General features: G+C 36.9%; 21 protein-coding genes, 1 other RNA gene and 1 other annotated feature. Of the genes, 7 read left to right on the top strand and 15 right to left on the bottom strand.

The features are described from left to right. Positions 1 to 48: 48 nt before the first annotated feature. Positions 49 to 176, bottom strand: a sequence feature (His leader region). Between the two features lie 167 nt (positions 177 to 343). The 6 genes from adk to A6B43_RS06310 all read right to left on the bottom strand — a co-directional run bounded on the left by adk (position 344) and on the right by A6B43_RS06310 (position 6,146). Next, a complete protein-coding gene (gene adk / locus A6B43_RS06335; protein ID WP_124211110.1) occupies positions 344 to 988 on the bottom strand; it encodes an adenylate kinase in 645 nt (214 codons plus the stop codon). A gap of 90 nt (positions 989 to 1,078) precedes the next feature. Further along, positions 1,079 to 2,365 (bottom strand): AmpG family muropeptide MFS transporter, encoded by a 1,287-nt coding sequence (locus A6B43_RS06330; protein WP_124211111.1) that lies wholly within the window; start codon positions 2,363 to 2,365, stop codon positions 1,079 to 1,081. Continuing rightward, positions 2,366 to 3,385 carry a UDP-glucose 4-epimerase GalE gene (galE, locus tag A6B43_RS06325; protein ID WP_124211112.1) on the bottom strand — a complete coding sequence of 340 codons (1,020 nt, stop codon included), beginning with the start codon at positions 3,383 to 3,385 and terminating at the stop codon, positions 2,366 to 2,368. Between the two features lie 86 nt (positions 3,386 to 3,471). Then, positions 3,472 to 4,143 carry a pseudouridine synthase gene (locus tag A6B43_RS06320; RefSeq protein WP_124211113.1) on the bottom strand — a complete coding sequence of 224 codons (672 nt, stop codon included), beginning with the start codon at positions 4,141 to 4,143 and terminating at the stop codon, positions 3,472 to 3,474. A 44-nt stretch (positions 4,144 to 4,187) separates the two neighbouring features. Then, a complete protein-coding gene (locus A6B43_RS06315; RefSeq protein WP_124211114.1) occupies positions 4,188 to 5,342 on the bottom strand; it encodes a chorismate mutase in 1,155 nt (384 codons plus the stop codon). Positions 5,343 to 5,393: 51 nt separating this feature from the next. Next, positions 5,394 to 6,146, bottom strand: coding sequence for an SIMPL domain-containing protein (locus A6B43_RS06310; protein ID WP_124211115.1), 753 nt, complete (start codon positions 6,144 to 6,146; stop codon positions 5,394 to 5,396). A gap of 190 nt (positions 6,147 to 6,336) precedes the next feature. Here A6B43_RS06310 and A6B43_RS06305 point away from each other — a divergent pair, with 190 nt between their 5' ends. The 3 genes from A6B43_RS06305 to A6B43_RS06295 are packed head-to-tail and all read left to right on the top strand — an operon-like array spanning position 6,337 to position 8,969. Beyond that, on the top strand, positions 6,337 to 7,176 hold the full coding sequence (locus tag A6B43_RS06305; RefSeq protein WP_124211116.1) for a heme/hemin ABC transporter substrate-binding protein: 840 nt from the start codon (positions 6,337 to 6,339) through the stop codon (positions 7,174 to 7,176). Further along, positions 7,176 to 8,162 carry a FecCD family ABC transporter permease gene (locus A6B43_RS06300; RefSeq protein WP_124211117.1) on the top strand — a complete coding sequence of 329 codons (987 nt, stop codon included), beginning with the start codon at positions 7,176 to 7,178 and terminating at the stop codon, positions 8,160 to 8,162. Before A6B43_RS06305 ends, A6B43_RS06300 begins: the two co-directional genes overlap by 1 nt. Positions 8,163 to 8,168: 6 nt before the next feature. Continuing rightward, a complete protein-coding gene (locus tag A6B43_RS06295) occupies positions 8,169 to 8,969 on the top strand; it encodes a heme ABC transporter ATP-binding protein (RefSeq protein ID WP_418902966.1) in 801 nt (266 codons plus the stop codon). Between the two features lie 127 nt (positions 8,970 to 9,096). Here A6B43_RS06295 and A6B43_RS06290 read toward each other — a convergent pair whose 3' ends face one another. The 6 genes from A6B43_RS06290 to ssrA form a co-directional block, all read right to left on the bottom strand. Continuing rightward, the gene (locus tag A6B43_RS06290) at positions 9,097 to 9,921 is read right to left on the bottom strand and encodes a metal ABC transporter permease (protein ID WP_176672540.1); all 825 of its coding nucleotides are present in this window, start codon (positions 9,919 to 9,921) and stop codon (positions 9,097 to 9,099) included. Continuing rightward, complete coding sequence (locus tag A6B43_RS06285) at positions 9,917 to 10,804, bottom strand: metal ABC transporter permease (RefSeq protein ID WP_124211120.1); 888 nt, start codon at positions 10,802 to 10,804, stop codon at positions 9,917 to 9,919. The genes A6B43_RS06290 and A6B43_RS06285 overlap by 5 nt, the downstream gene beginning before the upstream one ends. Beyond that, on the bottom strand, positions 10,797 to 11,573 hold the full coding sequence (locus tag A6B43_RS06280) for a metal ABC transporter ATP-binding protein (RefSeq protein ID WP_124211121.1): 777 nt from the start codon (positions 11,571 to 11,573) through the stop codon (positions 10,797 to 10,799). The genes A6B43_RS06285 and A6B43_RS06280 overlap by 8 nt, the downstream gene beginning before the upstream one ends. Positions 11,574 to 11,583: 10 nt before the next feature. After that, positions 11,584 to 12,408 carry a metal ABC transporter substrate-binding protein gene (locus A6B43_RS06275; protein ID WP_237306962.1) on the bottom strand — a complete coding sequence of 275 codons (825 nt, stop codon included), beginning with the start codon at positions 12,406 to 12,408 and terminating at the stop codon, positions 11,584 to 11,586. Positions 12,409 to 12,555: 147 nt separating this feature from the next. Beyond that, positions 12,556 to 13,593, bottom strand: a complete 1,038-nt coding sequence (rsgA, locus tag A6B43_RS06270; protein ID WP_124211123.1) for a small ribosomal subunit biogenesis GTPase RsgA — start codon at positions 13,591 to 13,593, stop codon at positions 12,556 to 12,558. A gap of 111 nt (positions 13,594 to 13,704) precedes the next feature. Beyond that, positions 13,705 to 14,070: a transfer-messenger RNA gene (ssrA, locus tag A6B43_RS06265) on the bottom strand. A gap of 73 nt (positions 14,071 to 14,143) precedes the next feature. Between ssrA and rpoH the strand changes: the two genes are divergently transcribed. Both rpoH and A6B43_RS06255 read left to right on the top strand, forming a co-directional pair. Next, positions 14,144 to 15,097 carry an RNA polymerase sigma factor RpoH gene (gene rpoH / locus A6B43_RS06260; RefSeq protein ID WP_124211124.1) on the top strand — a complete coding sequence of 318 codons (954 nt, stop codon included), beginning with the start codon at positions 14,144 to 14,146 and terminating at the stop codon, positions 15,095 to 15,097. A gap of 106 nt (positions 15,098 to 15,203) precedes the next feature. After that, entirely contained in the window at positions 15,204 to 15,824 is a 621-nt protein-coding gene (locus A6B43_RS06255; RefSeq protein WP_124211125.1) for an HI_0552 family protein, read from the top strand. A gap of 48 nt (positions 15,825 to 15,872) precedes the next feature. Here A6B43_RS06255 and A6B43_RS06250 read toward each other — a convergent pair whose 3' ends face one another. Then, entirely contained in the window at positions 15,873 to 16,283 is a 411-nt protein-coding gene (locus A6B43_RS06250; protein WP_124211126.1) for a DoxX family protein, read from the bottom strand. Positions 16,284 to 16,422: 139 nt separating this feature from the next. Between A6B43_RS06250 and A6B43_RS06245 the strand changes: the two genes are divergently transcribed. Continuing rightward, on the top strand, positions 16,423 to 17,346 hold the full coding sequence (locus A6B43_RS06245; RefSeq protein WP_124211127.1) for a LysR family transcriptional regulator: 924 nt from the start codon (positions 16,423 to 16,425) through the stop codon (positions 17,344 to 17,346). On the opposite strand, the gene A6B43_RS06240 is transcribed toward A6B43_RS06245, so the two are convergent. Both A6B43_RS06240 and A6B43_RS06235 read right to left on the bottom strand, forming a co-directional pair. Beyond that, positions 17,335 to 19,491, bottom strand: a complete 2,157-nt coding sequence (locus tag A6B43_RS06240) for a copper-translocating P-type ATPase (protein ID WP_124211128.1) — start codon at positions 19,489 to 19,491, stop codon at positions 17,335 to 17,337. The two genes, A6B43_RS06245 and A6B43_RS06240, sit on opposite strands and share 12 nt — an antisense overlap. 24 nt (positions 19,492 to 19,515) lie before the next feature. Continuing rightward, positions 19,516 to 19,716, bottom strand: coding sequence for a heavy-metal-associated domain-containing protein (locus A6B43_RS06235; RefSeq protein ID WP_124211129.1), 201 nt, complete (start codon positions 19,714 to 19,716; stop codon positions 19,516 to 19,518). 67 nt (positions 19,717 to 19,783) lie between these two features. On the opposite strand from A6B43_RS06235, the gene cueR reads away from it, so the two are divergent. Further along, a complete protein-coding gene (gene cueR / locus A6B43_RS06230) occupies positions 19,784 to 20,191 on the top strand; it encodes a Cu(I)-responsive transcriptional regulator (protein WP_124211130.1) in 408 nt (135 codons plus the stop codon). Positions 20,192 to 20,244: the final 53 nt, after the last annotated feature.

Below are 20,244 nucleotides of genomic sequence, written 5' to 3'. Positions count from 1 at the left end.
ACTTCATTGGTGAATAACACTTTATCCTCCTAAAATTTATAAATATAAAAAGAAAACCCCTCGAAGTTTTTTCCGAGGGGTTAGCAATTGTGTTGGAATATATCACATCTCAGCTCGGAATTTCTTCCGAACACATCAAATGCCCGAAAGATTATTCAGGTAAATGACAATGATGATGTTTAATAATAATGATATTTTTCATAACTTATTCCAACAAAATAGGTATTTTGAATATAGCTTAGCGAAATCCAAAATGCAAATAAAATTTTACAATTTCTCTATCGCTGTAAATTTTATGTAAACCTCACCGCTATAAGCGGTCAGATTTCTGCTATTTTTGCAATTAGCTTAAAATTTTATCTAACTCTGCACTCACTTGCTCAACTGGTTGTGTTCCATCTAAACGGAAATATTGTGTATTTCCAGCCTCTGCTTCTGCCGTATAGTAAGCAATTAGTGGTTTAGTTTGCTTATGATAAATTGCTAAACGCTCCAACACCGTTTCAGGTTTATCATCTTGACGAATAATCAACTCTTCACCAGTTAGGTCATCTTTTCCTTCCACTTTTGGTGGATTATACACAACGTGATAAGTTCTGCCTGAAGATTGGTGAACACGACGACCACTCATACGTTCAACAATCACCTCATCAGCCACATCAAATTCTAAGACAAAGTCAATTTTAACCCCAGCCTCTTTTAAAGCATCTGCTTGTGGAATCGTACGAGGAAAACCGTCTAATAAAAATCCATTCGCACAATCAGGCTGTGCAATACGGTCTTTAACTAAAGCAACTGTCAGTTCGTCTGGCACAAGTTTACCTTCATCCATTAACGCTTTCGCTTGCTTGCCAAGCTCTGTTCCTTCTTTAATCGCCGCTCGGAACATATCGCCTGTTGAAATTTGCGGAATACCAAATTTTTTCATCATAAATTGGGCTTGTGTTCCTTTGCCTGCACCCGGTGCACCTAATAAAATAATTTTCATTAAAAACTCCTTTTAACACTTAATTAAAATCAATCGCCATCATCTACTGATCAACGCTGTAAATGGCATAATTATTGAAAAACTAACCACTTATTCTACTTTATCTTTTACTTGCCAAGGCGCAACTTTAAACAACATCAACATTCCTGGAATACCAATAAAAAAGCAGATCCAGAAAAAAGTAAAATAACCGTAATTTGCCACTAATACCCCTGAAAATGCACCAAAAATTTTACTCGGTATGGCTGATAAACTGGTAAAAATAGCTAATTGTGTTGCGGTATAAAGGGGATTTGTTTCCCGTGCCATAAATGCTACAAAAGCGGCTGTACCTAAACCAACCCCTACATATTCTCCCACAATTACAACAGTAAGCATAAAACGTTCATATCCGCCAATTATGCTAAATTTGTCATAACTTGCCATCCATGCAAAACCTAAAATAGTAATCAGTTGAACAATACCAAAAAGCCAAAGTGAGCGGTTGATCCCTAATCGGATCATCAAAATACCACCAATCATACTGGAAATAATCGATGCCCAAAGAGAATTTAATTTAACCACAGTACCAATATCTGTTCGGCTAAATCCCATATCTAAAATAAATTTTGTTTGTAGTGAGGTTGCAAGGGAATCACCGAATTTATATAAAAAGATAAATAAAATCAGCCCTAAACCTGCATAAAGTCCTTTACGATTAAAAAATTCTTTAAACGGTAATGTAAAAGCAGTATAAAACGGTAAACTACGATCAACATATTCAACTTTAGGCTCTTTACTCAGAAATAGCGATAAGATCAGCCCTGGAAGCATAAACAATGCAGTAAAAATAAACACGGTATTCCAAGGAAGATAATCTGACAAAATTAACGATAATCCTCCAGGAATTAAACTCGCAATCCGATACGCATTCACGTGAATAGAGTTACCTAATCCTAACTCAGAATCAGTTAAAATTTCTCGGCGATAGGCATCAATAACAATATCTTGTACTGCCGAGAAAAACGCAACCAATGTCGAAATTATCGCTACGGTCTTAATACTTTCAACGGGATTAAATTGCCCAAGTAAAATAAGTAGCCCGAGCAAACTTATCTGGGTAATAAACATCCAGCTCCGTCGCCGCCCTAAAAAATGAGGATAATAACGGTCAAGCAATGGAGAAATCAAAAATTTCCAGGTATATGGAAAGCCAATAATGGTAAAAAAACCAATCGTTTTTACATCAACTGCCGAAGAAGAAAGCCAAGCAGGGACAAGCTGAAATAGCACATACAACGGTAAGCCAGAGCTAAACCCAGTGAAAATACAAAGCAACATATTTTTGGTAAAAATCTGCTGCCAAATAGTAGGTGTTCCTATTTCAGCTTTTTGCATTTAGTTCCCCTTATACCCATTCGGGTTATTTTTTTGCCAATTCCACGTATCACTCATCATTTTGTTCAAATCACGTTCCGTTTTCCACCCTAGTTTTTCTAACGCTTTTTGAGGATTAGAATAACATACAGCGATATCACCACCACGGCGAGGACTAAATGTATAAGGTACTTCAATTTTATTCACTTCTTGGAAAGCATTCACCATATCTAATACAGAGTACCCAACTCCAGTCCCTAAATTATAGATATGAAGTCCTGCATCATTATAATGTTTATCTAACGCTTTCAAATGCCCAATGGCTAAATCAACAACGTGGATATAATCACGCACACCTGTACCATCAGGTGTATCATAATCGTTACCAAAAATTGATAATTGCTTCAACTTCCCAACAGCAACTTGGCTAATATAAGGGAGTAAATTATTCGGAATACCGTTTGGATCTTCCCCTAATAGACCACTTTCATGAGCACCAACAGGATTAAAATAACGAAGTATGATCGCAGAAAAATGAGGATATGCTTTTACGGTATCTTCTAAAATTCTCTCCACCATATATTTTGAAGTACCATAAGGGTTCGTTGTTCCCCCTACCTCACTCTCTTCAGTAATTGGCGTAATTTTAGGATCGCCATAAACTGTTGCAGATGAGCTAAACACAATCGTATTAACATTTGCTTTTAGCATTTCTTCAACCAATACGATAGAACCTGTTACGTTGTTTTGATAATAGTGAAGTGGCTTCTGTACACTTTCACCAACAGCTTTTAACCCCGCAAAATGGATAACTGATTCAATGTTATGCTCAGCAAAAATTTGGCGTAAGATTGAACGATCTAAAATATCGCCTTGATAAAAAGCAACACTCTTACCTGTCATTTTTTGTACACGTTCAAGAGATGTTATTGAAGAATTAGAAAGGTTATCTAATACGACAATCTGATCATTTTTATTTAATAGTTCTAATACCGTATGAGAACCAATATAACCAGCCCCACCAGTTACTAAAATTGCCATAATAAAATCTCCATCATCAAAATTATATTCATTTTACCTTTTTTCACTTATAAAAGCCTGACGAATTTGCAAAAATTCTCAAAATCTTACCGCTTGTTATCTCTCTGAATGTTAAAAAACGATGTTTTTTCCATATCTGATAAGACTCGGTATTCACCCGGTGCTAAATTTTCCAATTTAACATCACCAATACCAACACGGATAAGCCGTAGTGTTGGAAAACCAATATGGGCGGTCATTCTACGCACCTGACGATTTTTCCCCTCGCTAATTTTCAACTCTATCCAAGAAGTCGGTATGGTTTTTCTTTCTCGGATTTTCGGGGCAGTTGCCCATAAAAAATTAGGTGTAGCGATTTTTTTCACTTTAGCAGGCTTAGTTAGCCCATCTTTAAGCTCAACACCTTTAGCTAATTTTTCCAGATCTTCTGGCTGTGGATCGCCCTCAACTTGCACCCAATAGGTTTTCTCTTTTTCAAATTTAGGGGTTGCTAAACGATGTTGAATTTCACCATTATTTGTGAGTAATAGCAGACCTTCACTATCTCGATCTAATCGCCCAACAGGATAAATATTTGGTATCGGTATGAACATTTTTAACGTTTGGCGATTATGTTCATCAGTAAATTGAGTCAAAACATTGTAGGGCTTATTAAATAGTACAATAATTGTTTCTGCCAACGTTAATTTCTGTTTAGGTTTTGATACTCTTTGTGTTCTAGGCTTCGCAGTCTCACGAGAAAAAGGTTTAAATTTCATTTAAAATACTCAAGCGGTTTGATCTCTCAATTTATTGCAAATCTCTACAATTTTACAGGTTCAATAATCTCACTTGGATAACAGCCCAACACTTTGAGATAACTGGCTACTTGTTCTAAATTGACTAAAGCTTTTTGAGTACTTTCCTGATGAATATTTGCCTCTAATTCAACATAGAACATCTCTTCCCAGGGTTTACCATAAATGGGGCGAGATTCTAATTTTATCATTCTGATACCAAACTGTTTAAACACAATTAACGCATCAACCAATGCCCCAGCCTGCTGACTTGTCGTCATTAACAATAATGTTTTCGTTTGAACTTGAGGTGAAACTTGCACAGATTCTTTGGCCACAACAATAAAACGAGTAAGATTGTGTTGCTGATTAGCAATATCACTTTGCAAAACATTTAGCCCATATAATTTTCCGCCCTCTTCGTTTCCTAAAGCCACTATATTCGGTTCATTTAAACGAGAAACCATTTCCATTGCGTGGGAACTACTCTCACAATACTTAATATGCACTTTATCCAATGAATTCAGAAATTGGTTACACTGTTGGGCGGGTTGAGAATGTGTATAAATAGTATCAATCTCATCAAGTTTGATACTCTGTGTGCCAAGTAGGCAATGCTTAATGGGATAAGCTAATTCTCCAACTAACGTAAGATCCGTATGTTGCAATAAATCATACACCTCATTGATTGATCCTGATGTCGTATTTTCTAATGGCAATACGCCATAATCCGCCTCACCATTCTGTACTTTTTCAAAGACCTCATTAAATGAACAGCAACTCAACTCACGAAAACCGTTCGCTTGTTTTTTTGTAAATTGCCGAGAGGCTAAATGTGAATAAGACCCTCTCATTCCTAAAAAAGCTACTGAAATTTGTGGCTTCACTGTATTTAACTTATTTTGTAAATAAGCCTGCTGTGTTAATACAGAATCTTCAATAATACGTTGGAAAATTTGGGTAATATATTGGGGGTCAAGCTGATAATTTTCAGCTTCTGCAAAATTGACTAACTCTAATAATAATGCCTTTTCACGATCAATATCACGCAAAGGTTTCTGGTTAATTTCTTTGCTACGTACTACATCAAATGCGAGATTATGTCGTTGCGACAACAGTTTCAATAAATGGCGATCAATTTGTGTAATTTGTTGGCGAATTTCTGAAAGATCTAAAGACATTACCGCTTCCTTATTTTCATTTATACTGCCTTATCTTAGGCAAAATCCCGTTTAATTTATCGTATATTGAATTGTAACCACTAAACGTACTTTTTTATCAATCGTCGATGTATCATAGCTACCACCATAATCACTATTATCTTCGCTGCTTGGCGTACTTGATTGAATATCGAACGAACCTTGTGACGCCGATTTTAATACCCCAACCTTTACGTTGCTTGTTTTAGCAAACTCTTCTGCACGAATATAAGCATCTTGAGTTGCTTTAGCGATCAATTCACGTTTAATTTTTTCTAAATTTTCCAAATAATAATTTGGGCGATCAAAATCAATATTTTGATTTTCTGCTCGCAATAGCTGAATAGCCACTAACGCATTTTGAAGTTTGGTTAAATTTTTACTGGATATATTGATAGAACGAGTAGCGCTAAAACCATTTTGACGAGAGCGGTCTTTACCATGTTCATCAACATAATACTCACGATATTCATCTACAGATAAATTAGCAATTTGATAATCTTCCGTTGCAAAACCTTGTTTATTCAAGAAATCCATGGCGATATTGAGATTTTGCTGATTATTCTGCATTGCCTCATTATAAGTTTGCCCTCTAGCACTAATCGTTACCTGCCAAGTACCCAATGTAGCTTTATACTCAGCTTCTGCTAACCCTTTTACAGTAATTACGCCAGTTTGCTGAAAGTTTTTAAATTGATAGCCAAGAATAAAAGCGGATAAAATTAAACCAATCGCCAACCAAACGCCTAAAAAGCTAAAATGGCGATATTTGTTCTGTTTCGACATTCAAATTTCCTAATTTCTTTCATGAGAAGACCTTTCAATTCTAGCGATTTCCGCTGAAATAGCAATTCATGAGACAAAATAATCTTATTCTTCCTCCCTTTAAAATAATGCGTATAAGTTATTGATAATTATTATCATATATGTAGAATAATCGCTAATTTTAAGTTCAGGTAATAAAAAGGAAAACCGAATGAAATTAACCCATATGTTTAAATATCTTTCCACTTGCCTACTATTTACAAGTGGATCGTTAATGGCACAAGAACGTATTTTAAGTATCGGTGGTGATGTTACCGAAATTATTTATGCACTTAACGCTGAAAAAGATCTCATTGGTCGGGACAGTACGAGCATTATTCCTGAACAAGCTAAAAAATTACCCGATGTTGGCTATATGCGTAATCTCAACACGGAAGGAATTTTAGCCCTTAAACCTACTCGTATTATTGCAACACAAGCAGCTCAACCAACCGTAGTGTTAGAACAAGTAAAAGCCGCTGGTGTTAACGTTGATCACGTTCCATTACAATACACCGTTGAAAGCGTGGTAGAGAAAATTAAAACTGTCGGTAAATTAGTTGGAAAAGAACAACAAGCGGTCACTTTAGCGGATAAATTTGTCAACGAAATCAATGCTATTGATAATTCGCCTAAAGATGTAAAAGTTCTCTTTATTTTAAGTCGTTCAGGCACAAGCCAAATGGTGGCAGGTAGTAATACAGCACCTGATACAGCGATTAAATTAGTTGGCGCAAAAAATGCAATGAGTAGCTCAGTTCGCTATGTCCCTATCTCACAAGAAGGCATAATCGCTGCCAACCCAGATTTAATTGTCATTAGCTCTCTAAGTATTAAAGATTTAGGCTCTATTGATAAATTATGGGAACTCCCCGGCATTGCGTATACAAATGCTGGGAAGAAAAAACAAGCTGTCGTCGTTGATGATATTGCATTTTTAGCTTTCGGATTAACAATCCCTGCTGAATTACAAAAAATGCGTCAAGCCGTTGAAAAAGCGAGCCAACTATAATGAAATCACGCTGGCTCATCGGGCTTTTACTGCTGTTAATCATTACGATGTTAATTGCCTCAAATATTGGGGCGTTATCTTTAACTTGGCAAGATCTATGGCAAACATCTATTGATAATAATCAATGGCAAATTTGGCTCAATATACGCTTACCACGAATTTTACTCGCTGTTATCGTTGGCTTAGCATTAGCGATGTCTGGCACATTATTCCAGGGTCTATTTCACAATCCAATGGCTGATCCCGCATTAATTGGGGTCAATAGTGGTGCTGCACTCGCTGTTGGTATTTCAATAATATTGCCAAATATTCTTCCTGTGGAATTTGCACTTTACAGTACAATGATTGCGGCTTTTATTGGTAGCGTTATCGTTTCTAGCTTAATTTATTTTTTAAGCTACCGCTCCCAAGCTTCGGTCAATAAACTATTACTTGCAGGAATTGCGGTGAATGCAATCTGCTTTTCTGCAGTAGGTATTCTCACCTATATTAGTAGCGATCAACAGCTCCGCCAATTTAGTCTTTGGTCTATGGGGAGCTTAGGGCAAGCACAATGGCAAGCTGTATTGATTGCCAGTGTCGTTATTCTCTTCACTGCAGGCTATTCATTGACTTTAGTGAACAAACTTAATCTACTGCAACTTGGTGATGAAGAAGCACATTATCTCGGTGTCAATGTCATTCGATTAAAAAAACAACTTATTCTACTCGGTGCATTATTGGTAGGTTCAGCAGTAGCAGTCAGTGGTGCTATCGGATTTATTGGGCTCGTCATTCCCCATTTAGTTCGCTTTAAATTTGGAGCAGATCATCGCTGGGTTTTACCTGCTTCAGCACTTTGTGGTGCAATTTTGCTTTTAGTCGCAGATACTATTGCGAGAACAGCAGTATCTCCAGCTGAACTCCCTGTTGGTATGATTACTAGTTTTATTGGTGCACCTTACTTTTTATGGCTTGTCATTCGCTATCGTGATGGTGAGAAATAACTACAAATGGATAACATAATGGAACAAACAATTCCTCTATTACACTCACATCAATTACATTTTCAACGGCAAGGTAAAACGTTGCTTAATGATATCAGCCTAACGTTACCTCAAGGTAAAATTACTATGCTGATTGGCCCAAATGGAGCGGGAAAATCCACATTATTACGCATTCTATCGGGCTATTTAAAACAAACAGGCGGAGAATGCCATTTTCATGGTAAACCTATTACACACTATGAAGCCAAAGAGCTTGCTAAACAACGGGCTGTAATGCGACAACATAGCCAGCTCAATTTCCCTTTTTCAGTAGAAGAAGTCATTAGAATGGGGGGATATCATCGCCGTTCTCAAGAAATTGAGAAATACTTACCTGAAGTAATCGCTCTCACTGACTGTGAACCATTAAAAGATAAAACTTATCGCCAGCTCTCGGGCGGCGAACAACAAAGAGTTCAGCTAGCTCGTTCTCTGCTCCAACTATGGGGGGAAGATATGAATGGTAAATTACTCTTTTTAGATGAACCAACTTCTGCCTTTGACTTACGCCACCAACAACAGTGTCTACGCTTAATTCATCAACTTTGCGAACAACGTGGACTTACTGTTTGCTGTGTTCTACACGATCTTAATTTAGCCTCGCTTTATGGCGATCACATTGTGCTGTTAGCAGATCAGCAACTGCAAGCTCAAGGACGTGCAAAAGACATTTTAACTAAAGAAATAATTTGTCGTTGGTATAACGCTGATATTGAAATTCAATCGCACGCCCTAACACAAACACCACAAATTATTTTTAAACGGTAATCTCCACGCATTTAGTGTATAAACTTACAATTTTTATCCCCTTTATATGAAATATTTCTTCTAAAATGGAGCAAAAGATAAACCGTTAATAATTCATAAAGGGAAAATTTAAAATATAGTGCTATCTTTATCGTGTTTTAAATTTACTTATTGCAAAACTCGTAAGAAAAAAGACCGCTTGTAAAAGCACAATACAAGGTCCTGTTGCCACATTAAAGTGAAAACTAAATAATACCCCCAAAATAGCACTACTCACCGAAGTTATAATGGCAATAAGCAACATTCTGTCAAAACGTTTTGCTAACATATAGCCTGTAATACCAGGACTAATCAACATTGCTACAACTAAAATTACACCAACAACCTGCATCGCACTAATAATGACTAATGCCAAAATGACCAACAAACCATAATGTAATAATTTTATATTTAACCCAACGGTACGTGTATGGATTGGATCAAAACAATAGAGTAAAAAATCTTTTCGCTTTAATAAAATTAGCCCAAAAGCAAATAATGAGATCCACAATGTTTGATAAAATTCTTGCTGTGTAATACCTAAAATATCACCAAAAAGAATATGCATTAAATGCTGATCCGTTTCAACTTTAGTAAAAAGGACCAAACCGAACGCAAACATTCCTGAAAAAACGATCCCCATTACTGTATCTTCTTTAATCCGACTATTGTCTTTCAAATACCCAACCGCAATGGTACAGAAAATACCTGAAACAAAAGCACCAATAGCAAGAGGTATAGCTAACAGATGAGCAATGACAATACCAGGTAATACGGCGTGGGAAATTGCATCCCCCATTAAGGACCAACCTTTCAATACTAAATAACAGGATAATGTCGCACAAACAATGGCAACAATCGGAGCAATAATCAATGCTTGTTGCATAAAAGGGTAAATAAATGGTTCAGTAAACCACGCTAATACAGAATCAATCATTCTCTGGCTCCTGCTTACAAGCGGTTTGACTTACAGATAATTTTGCTACTGCCAATTTGCGTGGTATAACACCATATTTTGGTGCAAAGAAAAATGCGAGCAGAAAAATAACTGTTTGCAATGACACGATAAAACCACCCGTAGCTCCATCAGCAAAATAGCTTAGGTATGCCCCTACTGCTCCAGTAATACTGCCTAACGCAATAGAAATTACCAGTAGAACTCCGAAACGATCGGTTAATAAATAAGCGGTTGCTCCAGGTGTTATTACCATGGCTATTACCAAAATTGCACCGACACTCTGTAATGCAGTTACAACACAAGCACTTAATAAAGTAAAAAAGAGAATTTTAAATTTAAGAGGGGAAATACCTACAGATTTTGCCTGAATTTCATCGAAAAAAACTAATAAGAGATCTTTCCAATAAATAAGTAGTAAAAGTAATGAAATACCTAAAATAATGGCGACTTGCACCATATCTTCATCAGCAATACCTAAAATATTACCTAAAATAATGGATTGCACATCAACCGATGTTGGGTTGATGGAAATAATTAGTAACCCCAATGCAAAAAAAGTTGTAAAAATAAAGCCAATTACGGCATCTTCTTTTAATTTCGAGAGTGATTTCACAGCTAAAATTGCAATAGTCGCAAATAACCCTGAAAAAAAAGCCCCTAATGCATAAGGTAACGAAAAGGCATAGGCTAACGCTACACCTGGTACAACAGCATGAGAAAGTGCATCACCGATCAATGACCACCCTTTCAACATTAAATACGCAGAAAGAAAAGCACAAACGGCACCAATCGCACCGCTTGCAACAATGGCTTTAACCATATAATCATATGAGAAGGGTTCAAGCAAAATTTCAAGCATTATGCCCTTGCTCCTTTTTATCAAGTTGATATTGGTGACGTAAAACACCGCCAAAAACACGCTCTAAATTTTCTTGAGTAAAGGTAGTTTCTATTGAGCCAAAAGCCAGTACTGTACGATTGATCATCACAGCTTGATCACAGAAAGTTGGTACAGTCCCTAAATTATGAGTCGAAACTAAAATTAAATGACCTTCATCTCGTAGCTGTTTTAACAAAGCTATAATCGTATTTTCTGTACTAACATCAACCCCAGTAAAAGGTTCATCAAGCAAAATAATTTGGCTTTCTTGTGCTAAAGCACGGGCAAGAAAAACACGTTTTTTCTGCCCGCCAGAAAGTTCACCAATTTGTCGCCCGCTTAAATGAGCAACACCCACACGTTCCATCGCATCTCGTACTTTTTGCTTATCTACGGCAGTTGGAATACGCAAAAAATTCATATAACCATAACGCCCCATCATCACAACATCATAAACAGATACAGGAAACTGCCAGTCTACTTCTTCGCTTTGAGGAACATAAGCAATCAAATTACATTTTAATGCCTTATTTACAGGCATTCCTGCAATTTGAATAGTTCCTTGAGGCTTAATCAGCCCCATAATACTTTTAAATAAAGTCGATTTGCCACTACCATTCACCCCTAATAAGGCACATATAGTGCCTCCTTTCAATGAAAAATTAACATCGTTAAGTGCAATATGCCCATTATTATATCGCACAGACACATTTTTAACTGAGAGGGAACTTGTGTGAGTCTTTATCATTAGTTAAACCTTATTGTTTAAATCCTTTTACAATAGTAGATACAGTCGTATTCAATAAATCAATATAAGTAGGAACAGGGCCATCTTTAGTTGAAAGAGAATCAACATAAAGCACGCCACCATATTGTGCTTTCGTTTCTTTAGCTACTTGTTTTGCAGGCTTATCAGAAATAGTACTTTCGCTAAATACCACTGGGATATTATGTTTACGCACTTGGTTGATTACATTACGAATCTGTTTTGGCGTACCTTGTGAATCTGCATTGATTGGCCATAAATAAAGTTCTTTGAAACCATAATCATTTGCTAAGTAACTAAAAGCACCTTCACTAGTCACTAACCAACGTTGTGCTTCTGGCACATTAGCCAGACGAGCACGAAGTGGTTCATCTAACGCCATAATTTTATCAGCGTATGCCTTTGCATTTGCATTATAACTTTCCGCATTTTCAGGATCATACTGTACCAATGCTTTACGGATATTTTCAATATAAATTAAACCATTTTTAGGCGACATCCACGCATGAGGATTTGGACTACCTTTATAAGGTCCTTCATAAATAGAAATTGGGGTAATGCCTTCGGTTACAACAACGGCTGGTTTATCTTTCACTTGAGTAAAGAAACGCTCAAACCAACGCTCTAAATTCATTCCATTCCACAATACCAAATCTGCCGATTGTGCCTTAACAATATCTTTTGGCGTAGGTTGGTAATCGTGAATTTCTGCGCCAGGCTTAGTAATAGACTCTACAACGGCTTTATCGCCAGCCACATTTTGAGCAATATCTTGAATAACAGTAAACGTAGTAACGACTTTAAATGGCTTTGCCATTACTGGAAAACTTACAGCAACAAGTGTTGTTAATAGCGCGACAACTTTTTTCATATTTAATCTCCTTAAAATTTTTACGGTCTTTCGCACTGGTGATTCTACACAAATCGCCACACTTGTCAAATAATAATAATTCTCAATACCATGTTATTTTTCTTCTTGGCGAAAATGCCGTTGGCTCTTCATCTCTTCACGGCTTTCAACTAAACGGTGATAATTCTCAAAACGAATTGCACTAATTTTTCCACATTCGACCGCTTGTCTTATCGCACAACCAGGATCGTCTTTATGTTTACAATCTCTAAATTTACAAGTTCCTAGCACTTGCTGAAATTCCCGATAACCTTGAGTAATGTCAGAAGGTGCTAAATGCCATAAACCAAATTCACGAATACCTGGGGAGTCAATTAAATTCCCTCCCTGCTTTAAATGATATAAATGAGAGGCTGTTGTTGTATGTTGCCCTAACCCTGAAGTTTCACTCACCGAACCAACTTGTGCGCCCACATCAGGCAATAAGCGATTGATCAAACTTGATTTCCCAACCCCTGATTGCCCAACAAAAATAGACGTTCCACTTGATAAATAACGGTCTAATTCTGCCATATTTTCCCCTGTATCTGCCGATAAACAGAGTGTTTTATAGCCAATTTTTTCATATAACTGTAACTGTTGATCAATCTCTTGTCGTTGAGATTTATCAAGCAAATCAATTTTATTTAGCACAATCAATGCAGGAATATTTGCCATTTCACAAATAACTAAATAACGATCAATAATATTTAACGATAGCTGAGGTAATACCGCCGAAACAATAATAATTTGATCAATATTTGCCGCCATTACCTTAATACCATCATAATAATCAGGACGGCTTAATTCATTTTTACGAGGATATATTGCTTCAATAACTCCACTAATACCTTGTAACTGCTCGCTACCTAACCGCCAAGAAACGTGATCACCGACCACAACATTTTTCAATGTACGGCGTAAATTACAACGAAAAATTTTTCCTTGCTCTGTTTCCACATCGGCATGTTTTGCATGACGAGTGACTACAATGCCTTGCTGAACCTCCCCTAGCATTTCATTTTGCCACTCAAATTCTTTCTTACTAATTTTTTTATGATGATTAGAATGAATTCTACGTTGTTGGTTCTGTGTTAATCGACGTTTACTCAAAAATCAAATTCTCTTACAGTTCAATAATAAATATATTAAATAGTTCTGGTACAAAAAAAGCCCTGAACTGTTGTAATTCAAGGCTTCTTTAATCTCTTTTAGCTTTTAATTTGGTGGAGCTGGGGGGATTTGAACCCCCGTCCGAAATTACTCTACCTTTAGCACTACACGTTTAGTCAGTCTTTAAATTCGTAAATTGACTGCGGACAGACACGCCATCAATAAACTAGCTTTATTCAATTTAGTGTTTCGATCCTAAAGCTGCGGCTTCCACACGATCTCGTTTGGGTTTGACTCCGCTTGATCCCCGTCTTACGAGCGAAAGCTAGGGAGCGAAGGCTATGAGCAGGTTATTAAGCTGCTAAAGCGTATTGTTCGTCGTTTGCGACTATTTTTTTGCGGTTTGTTTACGAGGCCTACCGCACCTCGACGTGCACCTTGGGCTTCGCTAATCCCGTCGAATCCAAAATCAGCCCCAAAAAGTTTGGCTATTCTATCAGAAAGCGGTAAGATTGCTATAATTTTTTGTAAATCTAAGGACATTTATTGAATGAAAGATTCCAAAGAGCTTGAATTATTAGATAATGATGAACTTATTGAATCTGAAATAGAACTGCTTGATGATTCAAGTACCAATGATGAAATTGTTCATAAAGCGTTATCCAATACCATGCTTGTTCCACAAGGTAATCTTGATAGCTATATTCGTATGGCAAACCAATATCCAATACTCACCGCAGCTCAAGAAAAAGAACTTGCTGAGCAGTATTACTATGATGAAGATTTAGAAGCTGCTAAAAAACTAATTTTATCTCATCTACGTTTTGTGGTGCATATTGCTCGAGGTTATATGGGATATGGTTTACCCCTTGCTGATTTAATTCAAGAAGGCAATATTGGCTTGATGAAAGCGGTAAAACGCTTTAATCCCGAGGTAGGCGTACGTCTTGTCTCTTTTGCGGTACATTGGGTTAAAGCAGAAATTCATGAATATGTTTTACGTAACTGGCGTATTGTAAAAGTTGCAACCACAAAAGCACAACGCAAACTCTTTTTTAACCTTCGTAAAAATAAAAAACGGTTAGAATGGTTTAATGAAGCAGAAATTCAACGAGTTGCAGATGAACTTGGCGTTTCAACCACTGATGTGAAGGAGATGGAATCTCGCATGACTGGGCAGGATATGGGATTTGACCTTCCTGTTGGTGATGATAGCGATGAGGCCTATGTCCCATCAATGTACATTGAAGATGAGCAATCTAACTTTGCAGACGATCTGGAAGATGAACAACATAACGGACAGGCCACCGTACAGCTTGCCTATGCTTTAGCAAAATTAGATGAACGTAGCCAAGATATTATCAAAACACGTTGGTTAGACGATAATAAGGCAACGCTTCACGAACTTGCAGCTAAATATAATATCTCTGCAGAACGTGTTCGACAACTTGAAGCACAAGCATTGAAAAAAATTAAAGAAACGATCACGAGTGAAAGCTCATAAATCACAACTTATTTTGCAAGCGGTTAGTTTTGCAATTTTTTTGTAAATTGAACTGAATTGATCGCTTATCATCTAAAATAATTTATTCAATATGACAAGATCCAAAATGCAATTAACGGCACAAAGTTGCGAGCTTTTCGACATTCCTTTTTTTCAATTTAGTCAGCTTAAAAAATACTGCCCAGAAGATATCCCGCTTATTAAAGCCCGTTATAAAGCAGAATGGGAAAATTGGAAAAAAATTCACTTAGCGGTTCATTCACAATTAGGTGCACTATTTGCCAAACCTCATATTGAAAAATGGTGTAACGGCTGGCAAGTCAGAGCTCATTTCTTTGCTTACTACAAGCTCGAACTTAATCAATACTCCGCTGTTATCTTATCAGTTATATTAAATCGCCGCCGATTATCTGTCAGACTTGATTGGCATAGTTACCGAGCCAATCGCTCGCTAGTCTCGTTACATCAATATAATCAGTGGTTGGATAAACTCAATCGACAAAAATATGCTAATTTTGATATTTGGCGGAATGATGAAAGTGAATACGCTAATTTCCGCACATTAAAAGAATTATCACCGACTGATCTTATACTTAACAATCAACAAGATTTTTATTGTATTGGTAAAAACATTGAAAAAAAAGACCTCTCACAAATTGATCCTGTTGAGTTTATCTATCAAACCATTTTTGAGTTATTACCGCTTTATAATCAATGTCATAAATAAAAACGATAACCTATTTACCGTTTTTATCTATCAACATTTCTATTCAAATTAGTGTTTATTCATTATTTTATAATCTAATGAGAATTTACCCGCTCCAGTAAATACAAACATTAAAAATAAGACTGAATATAATACTGCCAATTCACCTTGATTTAACATTGGGAATAAAAATGTTTCTGCTGTTGCATGAATAAAGAAATAAGCATAAGCCATTTGTCCTGATAATACTAACGCACTCAAACGTGTTGCAAGACCTAATATCAGCAATATGCCCCCTGAGATTTCAATAATTGCCGCAAGACCAAATAGAGAAAATAGTGGCACACTACCATTTCCCTCTGTCATTGAAAGTGGAAATTCAAAAAATTTAGCGGTTCCATGAAGTAAAAACAGATAACCAGCAATTACACGAACAAGTAATAAAGCAATTGGATTTAATTTTTCTAACATTTGAGTCATATTCTTTCCTTAAACTAAACGTACCTATTGAATCTCTAGGTAACTTGTAAAAGGTGATTATAAATAAATTAAACAGATTGATAATTACCTCTTTACTTAATACACTGTTTAATCATTTTTAAGAATGAGAATTCATACAATGTTTCACGATTACAAATCAATTAGCACCTTTGCAACGGTTGTTGAACAAGGATCAATGCAAGCAGCGGCAGAAAAACTCAATATTACACCTTCTGCGATCACACAAGCTATTCAAAAGTTGGAGCTACAGCTCGGGATGAAACTACTCAACCGTACTACTCGACGGTTATCTTTAACAGAAGCGGGAGAACTGTTTTATCAGCATGCTTCACAAATGCAATATCACGCAGAAAATGCAATCCATAGTGTAGAGCAACTCCATTCTTCACCTATTGGTGAACTCACTATCGCTTGCGTAACAGGGCTAACCGATAGCTTATTTGTAAATATGTTTAAATCGGTCTTAAACCAACATGCTGAATTTCGCTTAAAACTGTTATTTGATGATCAGTTACTTGATCTTCAAGAAAACCGAGTCGATCTTGCATTAAGAGCGGGAAAAGGCACACTCTCTGATAATATGATAGCTCGACATATTTATGATTTCACTTGGTCAATCGTGGCACATAGTACTTATATTGAAGAGAAAATTAAAGATTATGGTGAGCCACAAGCGATTGAAAATTTAGTTGAATGGGATTGGATCGGATTTTCTAATGCTAATTTTACAAAACTCACCTTACAAAATCAGCAGCAATCTCATCAAGAACAAATAGAAATAATGCCCAATTATCGCATTCAATGCAATTCACTCTACGCAAGTCGCAGCTTAACGTTGAGTGGCTTGGGCATTTCAATTCAACCAACTAATGACGTACAACCAATGCTAGCAAGCGGTGAGTTAATTCAACTTTTTCCAGAATGGCAATTACCTACAGTTCCCCTATATTTAGTTAAACTTCAACGCATACAATCTGAAAAAGTTCGCCTAGCTAGTGAGCTTATTATTCAATATTTTGAACAACTTGCATTAACGCAATAACCTTTGGCTATTTAACACCACAGTAATAGAAGACAATGCCATTGCGGCGGCTGAAACCATTGGGTTTAATAACCAACCAGTGTAAGGATATAATATACCTGCCGCAATTGGGATACTCACCACATTATAAATAAATGCTCCCATTAAACTTTGCTTCATATTGCGTTGAACTTGCTTAGAAAACTGTAAAATCGCAGCTAACGGCATTAATCCTTTATGCATTAAAGATAAATCTGCCGTCTCTACAGCAATATCACTGCCATTAAACATAGCAACCCCAACTTCAGCCTGTGCCAATGCAGGTGAATCATTAATACCATCACCAACCATTGCCACTTTATGACCTGAATCTTGTAATTTTACAATTTGTATCGCTTTTTCTTCAGGTAAAACATTAGCAATAACACTATCTAGCCCCAGCTGACGCGCATAATAATCTGCAGTTTCCTGACGATCCCCCGTTAGCATTACGCATTTATAACCTTGCTGTTGAAACTGCTTAATTAATGGGAGAGTTTCTTCACGTAATTGATCCTGTAAGGTGATCATTCCCACGGTCTGATCATCTACAGAGACAAAGACTCGTGTTCCCATATCATCTGCTAGATCTATTTGCACACCTCCTAGATCAGCAAATTGTGCATTACCAACTCGCACCTCTTTGCCTTGCCACTCGCCCGCTATGCCAAGTCCTCTCATCACTTGAATATGTGAAAACTCACAAGCGGTCAGATCTGCACAATAATTTACAATTGCTTGTGAAATCGGATGAGAAGCTTGTAATTCAAGCCCTTTGACTAAACGTAGCATCACATTTTGTTCAAATTCTCCAAAAGTTTTCACGTCAGTAACTTGCATAATACCCGTTGTTAACGTACCAGTCTTATCAAACACTAATGTGTCAATTTCACTGCTCGCCTGCAGTGCATCAATATTACGCACTAATACGCCAAATTCTGCTGACCGTGCGACACCAGCAATTGTAGAAAGAGGAATCGCCAATCCTAATGCGCAAGGGCAAGAAATGATCACAACCGAAGTAAAAACAGAAAGTGCAAAATCAAGATCTTTACCCAAAGCAAGCCATATCAAGCTACTGACTAAAGCAATACTCACCACAACAGGTACAAAAATAGAAGAAATTTTATCGACTGTTTTTGCCAAAGGAGGCTTACTTGATTGCGCGTGACGTACTGCATTAACAATACGAGCTAATGCCGTTTGTGAGCCAACTTGTTCAGCTCGATAAATTCCCGAGCCATCTTGAATGAACGTTCCTGCTTTAACTTGATCTCCTGCTTGTTTTTGTACCGGTAACGCTTCCCCTGTCAGCATTGATTCATCAACCCAAAGTATACCGCTTTCAAGCACACCATCTACGACTAAACGATCTCCTGTTAATGCCTGTATACGCATATGTTGTTTAATTGCTTTAACAGGAATCGTTTTTGTCACATCACCTTCAAAAATTACCGCTTGCTGCGGTGCAATAGCAAGTAATTTTTCTAATGCTGACGACGAACGTTGTTTTGCCTTTAACTCTAAGTATTTACCTAAATTGATAAAGCCAATAATCATCACACTGGCTTCATAATATAACTCTGCACCTAGCTGATTACTAATCGTGAGGTAAAAAGAGTAAAGCCAAGCCACACCGGTACTTAGTGCAACAAGACTATCCATGTTAGTAGAATAATTTTTTAAACTTGTCCACGCACCTTGGAAAAAGTGTCGTCCACTAAACCACATTGTTGAAAGCGTGATCCCTGCCCAAGCCAACCACTGCCACTGATTCGTTTCTGAGAGCCTCATTCCCCAAAAGAATCCATACAACATCAATGACAAGCCTACAACAAGTGCTGAAATAAACGCCCATTTTTTATACTTTAATGCTTTTTGCATTTGATATTGCTGTTTTTCTCGGCGAGTTTGCTCACTTTCGAGCAACTCCGCTCCGAAACCTAATTTCGAGATAGTTTGAATCACCTCATCTGGCACAATATTACCCTGAACAAAAGCTGTTTGATCGGCAAGATTAACTGAAATAAGTTCGACATTCGGTAATTTTCCGACCATTTTTTCAACACGATGTACACAAGCGGCACAATGTAAGCCGCTTAATAAAAACTGATATTCTTGAGACATTTTACCCTCTACACATTTCAAGGATTACTTAATCGCCGCATCAAAACCCAAGCCTTCAATCGTTTCAATTAATGTATTCGGTAGTTCAGTCCCCTCAACTACGGCAATTTGAGTAGCTAAATCAAGCTGAACACTTGAAACATTTGGTAAATTATTTAAAGCATTTTCAACGCTTTTTACACAATGTCCACAATGTAGGCCCGCAAGTTGTAATGTAATTTTCATAGTAACTCCTATATCAAAAATGAAATCTATGCTATGTTAAACCTTTACCCTAGGTTAAGGTCAAGCAATGAATATTAGCCAAATTGCCAAACTCAGCGGACTTTCTGCTAAACAGATCCGTGATTATGAAAAAATGGGGCTACTCACCCCACCAATACGAAATGCTGCGGGCTATCGTCAATATGCTCTACAGGATCTTGAACGTTTACATTTTATTAGTAATGCACGCAAAGTAAATTTCTCACTCAAACAAATTGCTGAATTACTCAAACTCAATGATAACGCACAACGATCTAGCCGAGAAGTCAAGCAGATAACCGAACAACATCTACAAACACTCAAACAAAAAATTGCTGATTTAGAAAAAATGGTGCAATTATTACAGCAATGGAACCGTGATTGTTGTGGCGATGACAACCCTAACTGCCCAATCCTAAATGGGTTAGTTCAAAAAGGACAAGCGGTGCTTTCCTGATAATTTTTTGCATAGAATAATATATCAATTTGATTAGGCTTAAATATTTTCTA

This window comes from Vespertiliibacter pulmonis, assembly GCF_013377275.1.
Taxonomy (GTDB): domain Bacteria; phylum Pseudomonadota; class Gammaproteobacteria; order Enterobacterales; family Pasteurellaceae; genus Vespertiliibacter; species Vespertiliibacter pulmonis.
This window is presented reverse-complemented; position numbering and strand designations above follow the sequence as displayed.

Excerpts from the sequence above, each read along its gene's own strand:
- adk (WP_124211110.1), bottom strand. The coding sequence starts at position 988 with ATGAAAATTATTTTATTAGGTGCACCGGGTGCAGGCAAAGGAACACAA.
- A6B43_RS06330 (WP_124211111.1), bottom strand. The coding sequence starts at position 2,365 with ATGCAAAAAGCTGAAATAGGAACACCTACTATTTGGCAGCAGATTTTT.
- galE (WP_124211112.1), bottom strand. The coding sequence starts at position 3,385 with ATGGCAATTTTAGTAACTGGTGGGGCTGGTTATATTGGTTCTCATACG.
- A6B43_RS06320 (WP_124211113.1), bottom strand. The coding sequence starts at position 4,143 with ATGAAATTTAAACCTTTTTCTCGTGAGACTGCGAAGCCTAGAACACAA.
- A6B43_RS06315 (WP_124211114.1), bottom strand. The coding sequence starts at position 5,342 with ATGTCTTTAGATCTTTCAGAAATTCGCCAACAAATTACACAAATTGAT.
- A6B43_RS06310 (WP_124211115.1), bottom strand. The coding sequence starts at position 6,146 with ATGTCGAAACAGAACAAATATCGCCATTTTAGCTTTTTAGGCGTTTGG.
- A6B43_RS06305 (WP_124211116.1), top strand. The coding sequence starts at position 6,337 with ATGAAATTAACCCATATGTTTAAATATCTTTCCACTTGCCTACTATTT.
- A6B43_RS06300 (WP_124211117.1), top strand. The coding sequence starts at position 7,176 with ATGAAATCACGCTGGCTCATCGGGCTTTTACTGCTGTTAATCATTACG.
- A6B43_RS06295 (WP_418902966.1), top strand. The coding sequence starts at position 8,169 with ATGGATAACATAATGGAACAAACAATTCCTCTATTACACTCACATCAA.
- A6B43_RS06285 (WP_124211120.1), bottom strand. The coding sequence starts at position 10,804 with ATGCTTGAAATTTTGCTTGAACCCTTCTCATATGATTATATGGTTAAA.
- A6B43_RS06280 (WP_124211121.1), bottom strand. The coding sequence starts at position 11,573 with ATGATAAAGACTCACACAAGTTCCCTCTCAGTTAAAAATGTGTCTGTG.
- A6B43_RS06275 (WP_237306962.1), bottom strand. The coding sequence starts at position 12,408 with ATGGCAAAGCCATTTAAAGTCGTTACTACGTTTACTGTTATTCAAGAT.
- rpoH (WP_124211124.1), top strand. The coding sequence starts at position 14,144 with ATGAAAGATTCCAAAGAGCTTGAATTATTAGATAATGATGAACTTATT.
- A6B43_RS06255 (WP_124211125.1), top strand. The coding sequence starts at position 15,204 with ATGCAATTAACGGCACAAAGTTGCGAGCTTTTCGACATTCCTTTTTTT.
- A6B43_RS06250 (WP_124211126.1), bottom strand. The coding sequence starts at position 16,283 with ATGACTCAAATGTTAGAAAAATTAAATCCAATTGCTTTATTACTTGTT.
- A6B43_RS06245 (WP_124211127.1), top strand. The coding sequence starts at position 16,423 with ATGTTTCACGATTACAAATCAATTAGCACCTTTGCAACGGTTGTTGAA.
- A6B43_RS06240 (WP_124211128.1), bottom strand. The coding sequence starts at position 19,491 with ATGTCTCAAGAATATCAGTTTTTATTAAGCGGCTTACATTGTGCCGCT.
- A6B43_RS06235 (WP_124211129.1), bottom strand. The coding sequence starts at position 19,716 with ATGAAAATTACATTACAACTTGCGGGCCTACATTGTGGACATTGTGTA.
- cueR (WP_124211130.1), top strand. The coding sequence starts at position 19,784 with ATGAATATTAGCCAAATTGCCAAACTCAGCGGACTTTCTGCTAAACAG.